This is a genomic window from Glutamicibacter sp. GQ173, from assembly GCF_059759215.1.
Window position 1 is genome coordinate 12,829 of the sequence record NZ_JCAXDT010000006.1, and the last position, 15,179, is coordinate 28,007.

Annotated in this window: 16 protein-coding genes and 1 riboswitch; of the genes, 10 read left to right on the forward strand and 6 right to left on the reverse strand. The window is 61.1% G+C overall.

The genetic code is table 11. The features are described from left to right. Positions 1-7 precede the first annotated feature (7 nt). Complete coding sequence (locus AC6CHO_RS10650) at positions 8-640, reverse strand: class I SAM-dependent methyltransferase (protein ID WP_498214979.1); 633 nt, start codon at positions 638-640, stop codon at positions 8-10. A gap of 97 nt (positions 641-737) precedes the next feature. Between AC6CHO_RS10650 and tpx the strand changes: the two genes are divergently transcribed. Beyond that, entirely contained in the window at positions 738-1,235 is a 498-nt protein-coding gene (tpx, locus tag AC6CHO_RS10655; RefSeq protein WP_061954487.1) for a thiol peroxidase, read from the forward strand. A 75-nt stretch (positions 1,236-1,310) separates the two neighbouring features. Here the strand turns inward: tpx and AC6CHO_RS10660 are convergent, their stop codons facing one another. After that, positions 1,311-2,156 (reverse strand): phosphotransferase family protein, encoded by an 846-nt coding sequence (locus AC6CHO_RS10660; protein ID WP_498214980.1) that lies wholly within the window; start codon positions 2,154-2,156, stop codon positions 1,311-1,313. Positions 2,157-2,217: 61 nt separating this feature from the next. On the opposite strand from AC6CHO_RS10660, the gene AC6CHO_RS10665 reads away from it, so the two are divergent. After that, on the forward strand, positions 2,218-2,973 hold the full coding sequence (locus tag AC6CHO_RS10665; RefSeq protein WP_498214981.1) for a CPBP family intramembrane glutamic endopeptidase: 756 nt from the start codon (positions 2,218-2,220) through the stop codon (positions 2,971-2,973). A gap of 18 nt (positions 2,974-2,991) precedes the next feature. Further along, positions 2,992-3,411: a GNAT family acetyltransferase gene (locus AC6CHO_RS10670; protein ID WP_498214982.1), complete on the forward strand. Its 420-nt coding sequence runs from the start codon at positions 2,992-2,994 to the stop codon at positions 3,409-3,411. Positions 3,412-3,468: 57 nt separating this feature from the next. Here the strand turns inward: AC6CHO_RS10670 and AC6CHO_RS10675 are convergent, their stop codons facing one another. After that, positions 3,469-4,113: a VOC family protein gene (locus AC6CHO_RS10675; protein ID WP_498214983.1), complete on the reverse strand. Its 645-nt coding sequence runs from the start codon at positions 4,111-4,113 to the stop codon at positions 3,469-3,471. Positions 4,114-4,285: 172 nt separating this feature from the next. Then, positions 4,286-4,406: riboswitch (SAM riboswitch) on the forward strand. Between the two features lie 90 nt (positions 4,407-4,496). On the opposite strand from AC6CHO_RS10675, the gene AC6CHO_RS10680 reads away from it, so the two are divergent. Together AC6CHO_RS10680 and metX are read left to right on the forward strand one after the other, a co-directional pair. Further along, positions 4,497-5,855 (forward strand): bifunctional o-acetylhomoserine/o-acetylserine sulfhydrylase, encoded by a 1,359-nt coding sequence (locus AC6CHO_RS10680; protein WP_498214984.1) that lies wholly within the window; start codon positions 4,497-4,499, stop codon positions 5,853-5,855. A 2-nt stretch (positions 5,856-5,857) separates the two neighbouring features. Next, on the forward strand, positions 5,858-6,991 hold the full coding sequence (gene metX / locus AC6CHO_RS10685; protein WP_498214985.1) for a homoserine O-acetyltransferase MetX: 1,134 nt from the start codon (positions 5,858-5,860) through the stop codon (positions 6,989-6,991). 75 nt (positions 6,992-7,066) lie between these two features. Here the strand turns inward: metX and AC6CHO_RS10690 are convergent, their stop codons facing one another. Next, positions 7,067-7,924, reverse strand: a complete 858-nt coding sequence (locus AC6CHO_RS10690; RefSeq protein WP_498214986.1) for an SGNH/GDSL hydrolase family protein — start codon at positions 7,922-7,924, stop codon at positions 7,067-7,069. A gap of 58 nt (positions 7,925-7,982) precedes the next feature. Next, on the reverse strand, positions 7,983-8,393 hold the full coding sequence (locus AC6CHO_RS10695) for an SHOCT domain-containing protein (protein WP_498214987.1): 411 nt from the start codon (positions 8,391-8,393) through the stop codon (positions 7,983-7,985). Positions 8,394-8,814: 421 nt separating this feature from the next. On the opposite strand from AC6CHO_RS10695, the gene AC6CHO_RS10700 reads away from it, so the two are divergent. After that, positions 8,815-10,239: an HNH endonuclease signature motif containing protein gene (locus AC6CHO_RS10700; protein ID WP_498214988.1), complete on the forward strand. Its 1,425-nt coding sequence runs from the start codon at positions 8,815-8,817 to the stop codon at positions 10,237-10,239. Positions 10,240-10,669: 430 nt separating this feature from the next. After that, entirely contained in the window at positions 10,670-11,320 is a 651-nt protein-coding gene (locus AC6CHO_RS10705) for an alpha/beta hydrolase (RefSeq protein WP_498214989.1), read from the forward strand. On the opposite strand, the gene AC6CHO_RS10710 is transcribed toward AC6CHO_RS10705, so the two are convergent. Then, positions 11,321-11,551 carry an RNA-binding S4 domain-containing protein gene (locus AC6CHO_RS10710; protein WP_060703304.1) on the reverse strand — a complete coding sequence of 77 codons (231 nt, stop codon included), beginning with the start codon at positions 11,549-11,551 and terminating at the stop codon, positions 11,321-11,323. A 180-nt stretch (positions 11,552-11,731) separates the two neighbouring features. Between AC6CHO_RS10710 and AC6CHO_RS10715 the strand changes: the two genes are divergently transcribed. From AC6CHO_RS10715 to AC6CHO_RS10725, 3 genes are all read left to right on the forward strand, one after another. Next, positions 11,732-13,117: a glycine--tRNA ligase gene (locus tag AC6CHO_RS10715; protein ID WP_498214990.1), complete on the forward strand. Its 1,386-nt coding sequence runs from the start codon at positions 11,732-11,734 to the stop codon at positions 13,115-13,117. 6 nt (positions 13,118-13,123) lie between these two features. Next, on the forward strand, positions 13,124-14,053 hold the full coding sequence (locus AC6CHO_RS10720; protein ID WP_060700984.1) for a GNAT family N-acetyltransferase: 930 nt from the start codon (positions 13,124-13,126) through the stop codon (positions 14,051-14,053). An 86-nt stretch (positions 14,054-14,139) separates the two neighbouring features. Next, complete coding sequence (locus AC6CHO_RS10725) at positions 14,140-15,156, forward strand: DMT family transporter (protein ID WP_498214991.1); 1,017 nt, start codon at positions 14,140-14,142, stop codon at positions 15,154-15,156. Positions 15,157-15,179 lie beyond the last annotated feature (23 nt).

Below are 15,179 nucleotides of genomic sequence, written 5' to 3' on the forward strand. Positions count from 1 at the left end.
ACCTCGGTCAGGCAGGCAAGACGAAGATTCCATCCGGTGCGTTGAAACCGGTTCGCTTCTGTTCTTTGGCATAGATGCTGACGGACCATTCGGCTGTCGAATCAAATGGCGAAAGATGCCAATCCGAGAACCGACCAACGAGCTGCAATCGTGAATCAGCGAACAGGTCGTCTTGATCGGCTGTTCCACCTCGTGCCCGTGCAGTGGATCCGATGATCATAACGCCAGTGTCGTTGAGCAGTTCTTGAGCAATGGCGGACAGCTTGCGAAACTCTTTGGTGGACAAGAATGCGGGTACGTTACCGGCGAGCACAATGGCTTCAAAACTGATCGGTAGGCCGCGTGCAAGCAAGACCTCGGCTTTCAGTTCGTCGACGGCCAGTTGGGTAAACCATGCATCGTTAAAGAGTTCACCAGCCACCTTCAGAGCCTGTGGTGTCGGATCAATTCCGAATGCTTGATGACCTCTTTGGCGTAGGGCGTTGACCGTATTGCCGATGCCGCAACCGATGTCCAGAATTCTCGAGCCACGTGGACACAACATATCTACAAAACGTGCTGCAGTCTCAAGATCCGTCCCTGTTAGGGTCAGGCTGCGCATCTTCGCTGCATAGGAATCGTAGTCCTTGCTCATACTCATGGTCGCAAGTATTCCAGGAACTGGCGGCCTTCGACTTGTTCCGGCCGGTTCGCCGAAAATCTGGCAGTCAAATAGGCATTCGTGATAAACAAGAACCATGGCTAATACTGCTTTTAAGGGAACTCCCGTACAGACCATTGGTGAACTGCCAGCCGTAGGCTCGCAGGCACCATCATTCACCCTCACCGACACCGGCCTTGCAGATGTCACCAGCGAGTCGCTGGCTGGCCGCCGCGTAGTCCTGAACATCTTCCCATCGGTAGATACCGGCGTGTGCGCTGCCAGCGTTCGCCGCTTCAACGAACTGGCTGCCGGCCTGGAGAACACCACCGTTGTGTGCGTATCCGCCGACCTGCCATTCGCGCTGGGCCGCTTCTGCGGTGCTGAGGACATCGAGAACGTCACCGCCGCTTCGGTCTTCCGTTCGGACTTCGGTTCGGACTACGGAGTCACCCAGATCGACGGCCCACTGGCTGGCCTGCTAGCCCGTTCGGTGATCGTCCTGGATGAGACCGGAAAGGTGACCTACACCCAGGTCGTGCCGGAAATCACCACCGAGCCAGACTACGATGCAGCTATCGCAGCCCTGAGCTAAGCCGCATGAAGGCCCATCCGAGCATCGAGCTTGGATGGGCCTTTGCTGTCCCTGGCAAAATCAGGGGATCGGGCATCAGTTCCCCGCAGCTTGCGCGGCGTTCAAAATCCGCGGCCCGATCTTGCGCAGGAGCTTGTCGATTCTGGGATTATCGGTGCGCGAGAGGGTATCCGAGAGCCGCTCCAGGCTCATCAGCCCAAGCCAGATCTTCGCCCGATGCGCTTCATCGGGGCTCGGCGCAATCAAATCCACCATCTCCAACCCGTGCCATAGGCTCAAGTACGCGCTGTTCAGCGCAGGATCCCAGGCGGCGGCCAGATCCCAGTCCAGGATGCCGATCAGCTCTTCATCCACCCAGTGCATATTGTGTCCGGCCAGATCTCCGTGGACCAGCCCCGGGGGCACCTGGGCCAGCGAATCAAGCTGGGCCCACAGGCTGCTGGCTGGGCCGCGCAATTCGTCGGGCAAAGCATCAAAACACTGCCGTTGGCGCTCTTCGATCCACGGGCCGCGGAAGGCAAAAGGCGAAGCCAGATGCTCGCGTAGCGGTTCGAGGTCGACCTGCGCCAGGTCGCTGACCACTTTGGCCAAGACCTTGGGATCGCCGTAGTGCGGTTCATGGGCGCTGCCCGGGATGAAGGACATGGCTACCGAGCTCAGCCCATCCACCGTCAAGATCTGCGAGGTCGCCACCGGGACCTGGTAGCCCAGTTGATCGGCCACAAGCCCAAGCAGCTTGATGGAGCGCGGCATCTGCTCGGTGGCCTGGATGGTGCGGGCCATGCGGATCACCGAGTGCCCGTTGGCGATCACCACCTTGTGGAACTGCCCGCCCTCGTTGACTCCGGCATTTTCCCAGGACAGCTCTGGACATAGCTGGCGGGCAATGGACAGTTCTTCCATGGTGGCAGGACGGCTCACTGATGCTCCTTTAATTCGCTACCTTCAGGCTACCTCAGCCCGCGCACAGCCTGATCAGCCTATGATCGAGAACGTGAATGCCAAGATCCTGAAATTCGAGGCGGCTCTGGTGCTTGCCCTGTCCTTGGGGCAAAGCGCGATCTATTCGATCCTGAGTTTTGCCGACAAGGCCACCAGGGCCCCGCTGCGCGAGCAGACGACTTCGCTGAACAACCCGTTGAGCACCCGCGAATTTTTCGACTTCTCCTATCAGCTGCTGGACATTGTCTTTGCGCTGGTTCCGGTTCTGCTGGCCCTGTACCTGATGAAACGCAGCACCGGGCGGGGAGTGCGGGAGATCGGCTTTGACCTGCGCGCGCCGGGCAAGGATGCCTTGCTCGGCGCCGGGCTGTTTTTGGCCATGGGGCTTGGCACCCTGGGCGTCTACGCGGCAGGCCGGGCGCTGGGCATCACCACAGCGATTTCCGCGGCCAATCTGGGGGACTACTGGTGGAGTGTGCCGGTGCTGCTGCTCTCCGCGGTGCGCCATGCGGTGCTTGAAGAGGTGCTGATGCTCGGCTTCCTGTTCAGCTATGCGAAGAAGCTGAACTTAGGATTGTGGACCACCATCATCGCCTCGGCGGTGATCCGCGGCAGCTACCACCTGTACCAGGGCGCGGGGCCGATGATCGGCAATATGCTCATGGGCGTGGTCTTCGGCTGGGCCTACCACAAGTACGGGCGGGTGATGCCGCTGGTGATCGCGCACTTTATGCTCGACGCCATCGGCTTTGTCGGATATGCCCTGATCGGACCGGCGATCGGGATCGGCAGCTAGCGCGGCTAGACTGCAGGAATGAAGATTTCTCAGCTGGCTGCGCAGCAGATTCCCGAAGCCGTTGCGCTCTGGGAGGCCACCGGGCTGACCCGGCCGTGGAACGACCCCTGCGCCGATGCCCTTCGAGCCTTGGAAACCTCTACCTCGACGGTGCTGGCCATGATCGAGGAGGAAGAAGTCCTCGCCACCGTGATGGCTGGCCATGATGGGCACCGCGGCTGGCTCTACTACCTGGCCGTGGACCCGCGGTGGCAGGGCAGCGGACTGGGCGCCCAGATGGTCCAAGCCGCGAGCGCGTGGCTCGCCCAGCGCGGCGTGCCCAAGGTGCAGCTGATGGTGCGCGAGGAGAATACCGCGGTGCGCGGCTTTTATGAGCGGCTGGGATTTGAAGACCAGCACGTCGTGGTCCTGGGCCGGCGACTGGATGCCGGCGCATAAAAAGAGGCAGGCGGGGACGCCATTGTCCCCGCCTGCCGGCAGCTTGCTGCGAACCGGCTACAACACTACCGGTCCGTTCTGCGTTTCAAAGGTCACCGACAAGATGCCCGGGGTGCCATTGGGCGCCTGGTAGTCCATGGTCACCGCGCCGAGGTGCACGTTCTGGGGCTGGCCCAGCCATTCCAGGACCCGATCGCGCGAACCGGCGATCGAGATCTCGCTGATCGCCCCGGTCGGCTCCAGGGCCTTGGAAGGATGCAGGTCCTTGGCTTCCTCGTCCCACGAGATCAGGTAGGGGCACTGCGGGTCGGCGATCAGGCCCTTGATGCCGATCTGCTGCCAAGTCAGCTCGCGGCCGTCGGGGAATTTTCGGTTGCCCGGAACCGACTTGCGGCCCAGGCGGTCTTCGGCGCTGGATAGATCGTCCACCGAAACGCACCAGCCCATCCAGCCGCCGCCGAGCTCCGAACGGGCCCGCACCGCCTGGCCGAAGGGGGCCTTGTCGCTGGCCGGGTGGTTGAGCACCTCGACCACTTCGAGGTACTGGCCATGCTTGAGCGGGAAGATGACATTGCGTGTCCCGAACCTGGGATGCACGCCTCCCTTGACGAATTCCAGGCCGAGCGACTCGGAGATTCTTTGCGCGGTTGGCAGCAGCCCATCCGGGCCACAGGCATAACTAACGTGATCTAGCCTCATCATGTGCCCATCATGACAACATGTGACCGCAGTCTCTACTTAGGCGACCCTAAGGTTTTTGATGGAATCGAATTCCCTGCGGCAAAAGCGCCATGGATGTGAAATATGACCGATTGAGACCATTGTGCGGTGCCCGCATTGCAAAAATCTTCGGTTTTCGGGCACACTGGAAACAGGTCATGAGTCCCAGTAACAAGCCCCGGCTTACTGGGCGGCAACCCTCCAACCGCGGTGGGGTGCCCCGGGTGAAGACCTGGCCCCCAGGTGCACAAGGCAGCTGGGGACAAGCGCGGGTAACCCTGGAAGGCTTCGTGGCGAGGTCTTTCCTCTCGGTGTCTTCTCAGTGGTCTACCCCCAAAGTCGCATGAACTATTTTGGAGGAAACCATGAGCAGCAACTGGTCATTTGAAACCCGTCAGATCCACTCCGGGCAGACCCCGGATCCCGCCACCGGCGCGCGGGCCTTGCCGATCTTCCAGACCACTTCCTTTGTCTTCCCGACCGCGCAGAGCGCTGCCGCGCGCTTCGCGCTGCAGGAGCTGGAACCGATCTACACCCGCATCGGCAACCCGACCACCGACGCGGTGGAAACCCGGATCGCCGATCTGGAGGGCGGCGTGGGGGCCCTGCTGCTCTCCTCGGGCCAGGCAGCCACCACCTTCGCGATCCTGAACCTGGCCGAAGCCGGCGACCACCTGGTGGCCAGCCCCAGCCTCTATGGCGGAACCCAGAACCTGCTCAAGCACACGCTCAAGCGCCTGGGCATCGAGGTCACCTTTGTGGCCGACCCGGATAACCTGCAGGACTGGCGCGACGCGGTCCGCCCGAACACCAAGGCCTTCTTCGGCGAAACCATTTCCAACCCGCGCCAGGACGTGCTGGACATCGAGGAAGTCGCCAAGATCGCCCACGAAAATGGCGTGCCGCTGCTGGTGGACAACACCCTGGCCACCCCGTACCTGATTCGCCCGATCGAATTCGGCGCCGACATCGTCATCCACTCGGCCACCAAGTTCCTGGGCGGGCACGGCAATGCGATCGCCGGGGTGATCGTGGACTCGGGCAACTTCGACTTCGCCCAGGACCCGGAGCGCTTCCCGGGCTTCAACACCCCGGACGAGTCCTACAACGGCCTGGTGTTCGCCCGCGATCTGGGCGTGAACGGCATTCTCGGTGCCAACCTGGCCTACATCCTCAAGGCGCGCGTGCAGCTGCTGCGCGACCTGGGCGCCTCAGTCTCCCCATTCAATGCCTTCCTGATCGCCCAGGGGCTGGAAACCCTGTCCCTGCGCATCGAGCGCCATGGCGAAAATGCGCGCGAGGCCGCCAGCTGGCTCGAAGCCCGCGCCGAGGTGCAGAAGGTCGCCTATGCCGGCCTGGCCTCCTCGCCTTGGTTCGAGCGCGCCAAGAAGTACAGCGATCACGGCGCCGGCTCGATCATCGCCTTCGAACTGGCAGGCGGCGCGGCTGCCGGCCAGGCGTTTGTGGACGCGCTTGAGCTGCACTCCCACGTGGCCAACATCGGCGATGTCCGCTCGCTGGCTATCCACCCGGCCTCCACCACCCATGCGCAGCTTTCCGAGGCCGACCAGATCGCCGCCGGGGTGAGCCCGGGACTGGTCCGCATCAGCGTGGGCCTGGAAAATATCAAGGACATCCTGGCCGACCTGGAACTGGGCTTCAACGCTGTTGCCGCCCTGGGCGAATCGGACGGGGCGAACAAGGAATTGCAGGAAACCCTCTAGACATGGCATCCATTGCAACCACCGAAGAACCGCAGCTTGCCGAGGGCCGGGACGGCATGATGCGCCGCAGGGCCGTCGGCGGGCACCACTTCGAATTCGGCGGCTACCTGCCACAGGTAGAGCTGGCCTACGAAAGCTGGGGCACCCTCGATGCCGACGGCTCCAACGCCGTGCTGGTGATGCATGCGCTGACCGGCGACGCCCACGTCGCCCAGGGCGATTCGCGCAGTGCCGGCTGGTGGGACGGGTTTGTCGGCCCCGGGGCCACCATCGATACCAGCAAGTACTTCGTTCTCGCCGTGAACATGATCGGCGGCTGCAATGGTTCCACCGGCCCGTCGTCGCCCGACGAGCATGGCGTGCCCTATGGATCGCGCTTCCCCTTTGTCACCATCAAGGACGCGGTGCGCCTCGAAGCGCGCCTCGCACAATTGCTGGGCATCACCTCCTGGCATGCGGTGATTGGCGGGTCGATGGGCGGGGCGCGCGCCTTGGAATTCGCCGTCGAGTTCCCCGAACAGGTCAAGAACCTGGTGGTGATGGCCTCGTGCGCCCAGGCCACCGCGGAACAGATCGCCTTTGCCCAGGTGCAGACCCAGTCCATCCGGCTGGATCCGAACTTCAACGGCGGCGACTACTACTCCAGCGGTGCGCGGCCGGATGAGGGCCTGGGCCTGGCCCGGCGCCTGGCGCACATCACCTATCGTTCCGAGGCCGAGCTCCAGGCCCGCTTTGGCCGGGCCGCGCAGCCCGGCGAGCAGCCTGCCGGCCAGTTCGACGGCCCGCGCGGACGCTACCAGGTGGAAAGCTACCTGGATCACCAGGCGGCCAAGCTGGTGAATCGTTTTGATGCCAACAGCTACCTGCTGCTCACCGAGGCGCTGATGAGCCATGACGTGGCTCGTGGCTACGAATCGCTGGGCGCCGCACTGGCTCGGCTTGAAAAGGTCAATGTGGTGGTGGCCGCGGTGAGCTCGGACCGGTTGTACTTCCCGGAGCAATCCGAACAGCTGGCCGCTTCCCTGGCCACCCCCACGCCGGTGCACTACATCGATTCGCCGATCGGCCATGATGGCTTCCTCACCGATGCAAGCCAGCTCGATGGCGTTTTGCGCGGCCTGGTTTTCAGCCGCTAGATCAGCACCGCGAAGGGACAGCCCCACCAGTTTTCGGTGGACGCTGTCCCTTCGCGCTGTGCTGCTGCAGTGCTACTACTGCGCGCTGTCGCCGGCGCCCAGGGAATCGTTGGGCTTTGGCGCGGTGAACGGCACCGCAGAAGGGCGCTTCGGGGTGATTCCGTCGCCCGAGGACTGATGGCGCAACCGGCGCAAGACCCACGGAGCCAGGTGCGCGCGTGCCCACTGCAGGTCTTCGATCCGCGCCTCCCGCCAGCTTCGAACATCCGCCACGGGCGCCACCTCGGTGTCGATCGAGTGGGGCACGTTCAGGGAATCCAGCGCCATGGCCGCAATCCGCTGGTGGCCCAAGGGGGAGAAGTGCAGGCGATCCGGTGCCCACATCTGCGACTGGTGCAGTTCGCGCAAGGCCCACATGTCGGCCACGATCGCGTCGTAGCGCGCGGCCACGGTACGAATATTCTCGTTGTAGATCGCCACCTTGCCGCGGATGCTGCCCAGCACCGGTGTATCGCGAATATCCGGACCGGTGACGATCAGCAGCGTCGCCCCCGTCGCGCTCAGCTCGGCCACCGCTCCGTCGAGAATATCGGCAATCTTGTCCGGATCCCCGCCCGGACGCAGCACGTCATTGCCGCCTGCGCACAGTGAAATCAGATCCGGCTTCAAATCAATGGCCGGTGCAACCTGCTCCGAGACGATCTGCCCGATCAACCGGCCGCGGATCGCCAGATTTGCATAGGAAAAGTCTGGAACCGTGCTGCTCAGCTCCTGGGCCAGACGGTCGGCCCAGCCCAAATGCCGGCCGGGATTTGATGGATCGGGGTCACCGATTCCTTCGGTGAAAGAGTCGCCCAAAGCGACGAAGCGACGCCATGGATGAAGTGTCTCTGTTGTGGAATCGGGAGTTTCAAGGTCTAGATCTTTAGGCACAATCTACATTGTTACCCTATGGTAACTGTCCGTCAATCAGCCTCCGGGATGATCTACTTCACCCTTCGCGCCAGTCCCTGAGTAGATCCTGGCGAGCCTGCGCGTATTCTTCGGCTGTGATCATGCCACGGGACCGGAGGCCGGAGAGCTCCTCCAATTTAGCTTCCAGGGACTGCTTGGGTGCCAACAGGCTGGATTGGGCCAATTTAGTCTTCAGGTCGGATTCGAAAGTAATCGGATCCATTCCAGCGCTTTTGATCTTGCGGTAATTTCGCGTCTGAATGTAGACGATGAATATCACCGCGGCGACGAAGACCACCACGAACAAACCCAGGAGGATCGGCATCACTGAGAAGGACGTATCAATAAAATTGGATCCGGTGGAAAACTCGTCCTCGATATATCCAAAATTGATACCATCATCAGAAACCGAATCATCGAAGTTGTTGAGGATCTCACTATTTTTCATTGCACCTTCATTCGTAGATACCCAGCACTCTGCTGAGGAAAATTCATTGGCGTGATTAATTGCATCTAATTACTAGCCAAACATGAAAAGTAGCTTCGAACACTCGATGGCTGAAAGATTTACCATTTCGCAATCACACATGACTGGGCACTGGAAACCTGCCGACTGGCTAGCCGTGGCAATGCCCGAATTCATGGTGAGAAATTCAAGAAAAAATTTCCGATCGCTGTCCACATTCCGTGATAATCCGGGCCAAACTGTCGGTGCCTGGCGGGAAAATTGAATATGGGAAATCCAGAATTTACAGAAGAAGTATGACGATGAACATCGTCTGCCGTTGCTGCCTCCGGGCGCACGCAAGGAATCGCACGCGGATTCATTCTTTGCGAGCCATATTGAGCATCAACTGTTTAATGGACCGATGATGAATACAGCGGCCGAGCTTTTTAATGCCGGCCCGGTCTCCGGGGCTGCCGATGCCCTGGGTCGGTTGAAGAAGATTCAGCGGATGCACAGCCATCTTGAAGGGCTTACTGCCACTTTGCTGGCTGACACAGTTGAACAGATTGGTGAAGGATTCTCCGACACCCTTGCTGAATTGCGGTCCGACTCGCCTGAGGAGGCTCGCGAAGCTGAGCGCAGCGCCGGATACTATCGTGTCGACCCCGGCGATGAGCAGATGATCAACTCCAACTTCATTGCTGAAGCAGCCATCGCCTTGAGGGAAACTCCGCAGATGGTTAGCAAGCGAATGTTCTATGCAAAGGGATTGCGCTACGTCTGCAAAGACACCCTGATGGCGTTAGCTGCTGGGGAGATTACCTTGAAAGCCGCTCGCTTCTTGGTAAAGAACGCGCAGGACCTCACTCCAGAACAAATAGAGATCATGGAGCACATCCTGCTGCCCGCCGCAAAAACGGCTAGTGATGATTCTATTTATCAAAGGGCCCGGCGATTTCACGATCGGATGAACCCGGAGTCAGCTGAAGAACGCCATAGGAAATCAGAAGCTTCGCGCAAAGTATCGTACTGGATAGATGATGACAGCGGAATGGGCACCATCAAGCTCACTCACCGTGCAGACATAATCAAGTCAATAGCAAGCACCCTTCGTTGGGCGGCGGACCAGGTTATTGACCCCGAAGACGAGCGCACTAGCGACCAGTTGATGGCGGATTTGTACGCTGACGCATTGATCAACGGTTGGCCAGGCAGCGAAGGAACTCCACTGAAGCCGCGTTTGTCGATTACTATTCCGGCGCTGGACATGTTGGTAGATCCCACCAGAGCCCTTGCTGATTTGGAAGGCGTAGGACCTATCCCTGCGGGCCTGGCGCTGCAATTGGCCCAGGGCGCGCCGTCTTTCCAGCGCGTGCTCACTGACCCGTGGACAGGCGCAGTTATTGATGTTGAACGCAAAAAGTACAAACCCACGCAGGGAATGAAGGATTTGCTTCGGCACAGGGACGTTCACTGTTGTTTCCCCGGTTGCCGTCGCAGTGCTGACCTTTCAGAAATGGATCATATTGACGATTGGGCCCATGGTGGCAAAACCGATCGAGACAATATGCACCTGTTGTGCAAGCAGCATCAAATGTTCAAGCATGCATTAGGTTGGAAAATTCAGGCTCGGCCCGATGGAACTAGATCCTGGCTAACGCCACATGGGCTGCATGTAATTGTTACTCCAGAGAGCGTTGATGTTGTGGAGAGCTTGGATCACGTGAATGATCATTGCCCGCAGAGACCTGATCCGCGCTCTATTCCACAGGTTCAGTTGAACTCAGATGTGAGGAGAGTTCTCGGCTATCCGGCAGAACCGGACCCATTAGCTGACTCTGCCTGACCGGCACGGATCATCTGTGAATCGTTGAGTGACAAAAATTTTCTGTCACTACGGAATTTCAAACCATCCATAAGCACGGAACGGTGACAGCATCGAAGCTGATTGCCTAAGCCCAACGCGACTTCTGTCCGTCTTCTTCGGCATAGAGGACACCTGCTGCGTCCGGGAATGAAAATTTTTTTCAGTCGTTTCCTACTGAGTTGGCCAGAGGTCAGCTTAGAATCCATCAACATATCCAGAGTGACAAGATTTTTCAGTCGCCGCGAATCTCGGGAGCTCTTTGTGCGCGCAATTCAGCCAACAAGTTCAATGCTGCCCGAATGAAAAACGTCGTTCACGATGTTCGTTGAAAGAAAAATTCTTTCATCTGCCGGTGATTACCGAGCAATACGGCCGACCGCCGACTGCGGTATTCGCTAATCTTGAGCACATGACTTCATCCGAGACCGCACCGGTCGCCATCATTTCCCGCAACGACGATTCTCGATTGGGCACGCCTCTTCTGGTGTTCCTGCACGGGTACGGATCAAATGAACAAGATCTGATGGGGCTCTCGCGCTACCTTCCGGAAGAATTCACTTATCTATCGGTGCGCGCACCATTGCAAACCGGTCCGGGATACTGCTGGTTCCCGCTGACCCAAGAAATTGATTACTCGGCCGAGGCCGTCTCACAAAGCGTGGTGGCGCTATGGGAGCTGCTGGAACCACTGAGCAAGCAACATTCGTCGGTGACGCTGTTGGGGTTCTCGCAAGGCATGGCGATGGCAACTTCGTTGGCCCGATTCCAGCGCGACGCTATCACCGCGGTGGTGGGACTTTCCGGTTTTGCCGTTGAACCGCGCGATCTAGAGATTTTCGACGACGCAGCAGTGCAACGCAATCCCATTCCACTGTTCTGGGGCAGGGATCTGGCAGATCCGGTGATCACCCGGGACAAGATTGAGTACACCCTTGGATGGGTGTCCAAGCACGCCGAGCTGACCAGCGAAACCTATCCGCAAATTGGGCACTCGGTCAGCATGGAAGAACTTGAAGACGTCGACGCGTTCCTCAAGAAGGTTGTTCTCGAGCAGAAGTGACTACTGCTGCGATGCGACCTTTACGCACTCGCCATTGACACAGACGACGTCGCCCGGGCGAATCTGAGCTCCGCGGCGGGTGTCGACCTTGCCATTAACGGTGACGATGCCCTCGGAAATGAGCTCCTTGGCATGGATTCCGTCCTCGGCGAGGGATGCCAGTTTAAGCAGCTGGCCCAAGCGGATGGATTCGTCGCGGATTTCTAGGTCAAAAGCTTCATTGGCACTCATGGCTTCCATTCTTCCCTATCCGGGAGAGGAAGGTGCCATGATGCAGCGAAGAGCGGGGAAGTTCACTTTCGCGTTACCCGCATCCGCTTAGTCTCAGAGCCGTGGAAACGATACCCTTGAACGGTATGTATTTTTCTACGGACCGCAACCAGCGGCCTCGTAATTTCCATTGGAGTTGATATGGCGCCACAGTCCAAGCTAGATCAGGTAATTTCCCTCGCAAAGCGTCGAGGCTTCGTTTTCCAGGCTGGTGAGATTTACGGTGGTTCCCGTTCCGCATGGGATTACGGACCCCTGGGCACCGAGCTGAAGGAAAACATCAAGCGCGAGTGGTGGCAGAACTTCGTTCGCGGCCGCGAAGACATGGTTGGCCTGGACTCGTCGATCATCCTGCCAAAGGCTGTCTGGGAAGCATCCGGACACGTTGCGACCTTCACCGACCCGCTGGTCGAGTGCATCCAGTGCCACAAGCGCCACCGCCAGGATCACCTGATCGAGGCCTTCGAAGCAAAGAAGGGCCGTCCGGCCAAGGACGGCATGAGCGAGATCGCTTGCCCGGATTGCGGAACCAAGGGCCAGTTCACCGAACCCCAGATGTTCTCCGGTCTGATGAAGACCTTCCTGGGTCCAGTGGATTCTGAAGCGGGCCTGGCCTTCATGCGCCCAGAAACCGCGCAGGGCATCTTCGTGAACTTCGCCAACGTGCTCACCGCGAGCCGCAAGAAGCCGCCATTCGGCATCGGCCAGGTCGGCAAGGCCTTCCGCAACGAGATCACCCCGGGCAACTTCATCTTCCGCACCCGCGAGTTCGAGCAGATGGAAATCGAGTTCTTCACCGCGCCGGAAGATGCGCCGAAGTTCTTCGACCAGTGGGTCAAGGACTGCTGGGCATGGTTCCTGGACCTGGGCATCAAGGAAGAAAACCTGCGCCAGTTCGACGTGCCAGAAGACGAGCGCGCGCACTACTCGGCCGGCACCATCGACTTCGAGTACCGCTTCGGCTTCCAGGGTTCGGAGTGGGGCGAGCTCATGGGCGTTGCCAACCGCACCGACTACGACCTGTCCAGCCATGCCAAGGCTTCGGGCGCCGAGCTGTCCTACTTCAACCAGGCCACCGGCGAGCGCTACACCCCATACGTGATCGAGCCTTCTTTCGGCCTGACCCGTTCCATGATGGCCTTCCTGGTCGATGCCTACACCGAGGACGAGGCACCGAACACCAAGGGCGGCGTGGACAAGCGCACCGTGCTCAAGCTCGATCCGCGCCTGGCTCCGGTCAAGGCCGCCGTGCTGCCGCTCTCGCGCAACGAGAACCTCTCGCCGAAGGCCAAGGACCTGGCCAACGAGCTGCGCAAGCGCTGGAACATCGACTTCGATGATGCCGGCGCCATCGGCCGCCGCTACCGCCGCCAGGATGAGATCGGCACCCCGTTCTGCATCACCGTGGACTTCGACACCCTCGAAGACCAGGCAGTGACCATCCGCGAGCGCGACACCATGGCCCAGGAACGCGTGTCCCTGGACCATGTCACCACCTACCTTTCCGAGCGCCTGAACGGAGCCTAGAGCCCGATGAACGAACTGGAATTCCGCGATTGGCGCTCCGGGGACGACCTGGAGCTGCTGCAGGTTTTTGGCGATCCGCGCTCGCCGCAGGCCCACCAGGATCGCACCATGCTGCGGGAGAATAGCGATGCGCCGTTCTCCCGCACGCTGGTGGCCAGCGTTGATGGCGTGGCCATCGGCGCCGGCGTGGTCTTCGCTTCTTCGCTGCACCCGCAGCGCCTGTGGCTGTATGTCGAGGTAGCCGCCGAGCAGCGCCGCAGTGGCGTGGGCACCGCGCTGGTCGCCAAGCTGCGCCAGCAGATTCCGGCCGATCAGGCACAGCAGCTCAAGGCCCGCTACACGGTGACCCCGGGCGATCCGGCCACCGCGGCAGCCGGCTTCTGCAAGGCACTGGGCCTGGGCGAAATCCAGGTCTCGCGCGATGTCATCCTGGAGCCCGGCGCCTTGGCCGAGCCGGTGTTCGACACCAACGACCGGGTGATCGAGGAGCTGTCCACAGGCAGCGTCGAGCTGACCAAGCTGGTCATGGACTTCTACAACAAGGTCCATGAGCAGTGGGATCCGGCCAAGATGACGGTGGGCTCGGCCCAGCGCATGCTGCTCGACGAGCACACCGGCGCCCAGGCGGCGCTGGTGCTGCGCGATAAGCCCAAGAGCCAGGGCGGGGTTCCGCTGGCCTTTGCGGTCAGCTATGTCCCGGCCCGCGAGGACGCCCCCTCGGATGTGCTGGTGGGCCACAATCCGGCCTTCAGCGATGACGAGGTGGCCGAGGCGGTGCGCGATATGGTCGCGATGCTGATCCACCAGTACCCGGTGAAACTGGAGGTTGACTCCTCGATGTTCATCCTGGCGTCGCTGATTGATGCCTTGGCCGGCGTCGAGCAGGCCACGGTCATTTCGACCACGCACATCCTGGCCAGCGACGCAGCCAAGTAGTGCCAGCTCAAGCGGGACCCGGTTCGCCGGGTCCCGCTTTTGCCTCCTCCCGGCCCCTTCCGCCCTCCGGCACGAAAGCAGCTTGCGTGAAACCCGGCACCCTTCCGAAACCCGGCACCGCACCGCAGCGGCGCACCGGCGGCACGTTCTTCTTCGTGCTGCTCTCCGTCGCCGCCGGCCTGCTGCTGTCGACGCAATCGCGCATCAACGGGGCCTTGGGCGCGGCGCTCGGGGATGCGATCACCGCATCCACTATCAGCTTCGGGGTGGGCTTGGCGGCCCTTGTCCTGCTGGCGCTGCTGATCCCGCCGGTGCGCGCTTCGGTGGCACGGGTGCCCGGCGCGCTGGCCCGGGGTGATTTCCCGCGCTGGTACCTGGCGGCGGGAGTCGTGGGCGCGCTGGTCGTGTTCAGCCAGGCCACCGCGATTGCGCTGGTTGGCGTGGCGCTGTTCACCGTCTGCCTGGTCACCGGGCAGTGCATCGGATCCATGGCCATGGACCAGATCGGCTTTGGCGGGGCGCCGCCGCGCAAGATCAGCGCCCTGCGCCTGCTGGGCGCCGTGCTAACCATCGCCGGGGTGATCTGGGCGGCCAGTCCGCGCGGTGCCGGCACCGACATCTTGGCCCTGCTGCTGCCGATGATTCTTTCGGCGGTGGTGGGCGTGCTCATGGGCTTCCAGTCTGCCTCCAATGGGGTGCAGGCAGCGGCCTACGGCACGGCCGCCGCGGCGGCGCTGGTGAACTTCGCCACCGGCTTCGTCGTGCTGGTGGCGCTGATGCTGCTGCGCCTGCCGGCAGGGATCGGGCTGAACCCCTTCCCGGCGCACTGGTGGTACTACAGCGGCGGGCTGCTGGGCTGCCTGTTTGTGGGCATCACCGTCATGGCGATCAAGCGCCTGGGCGTGCTGGTCACCAGCCTGGCGGCCGTGGGCGGGCAGCTGATCGGATCGCTGCTGCTCGATGTCCTCGCCCCGGCCGCAGGTTCCTCGGTTTCCCCGGCGACCGTCATGGGCACGATCCTGACGCTGCTGGCCGTGGCCCTGGCTTCGCTGGCAGGCCACCGAAAGTCAACGGCAGGGACAGGGAAAAAACCCCGGCCCTGAACTGAGAGTTCGCGGCAGGTCAC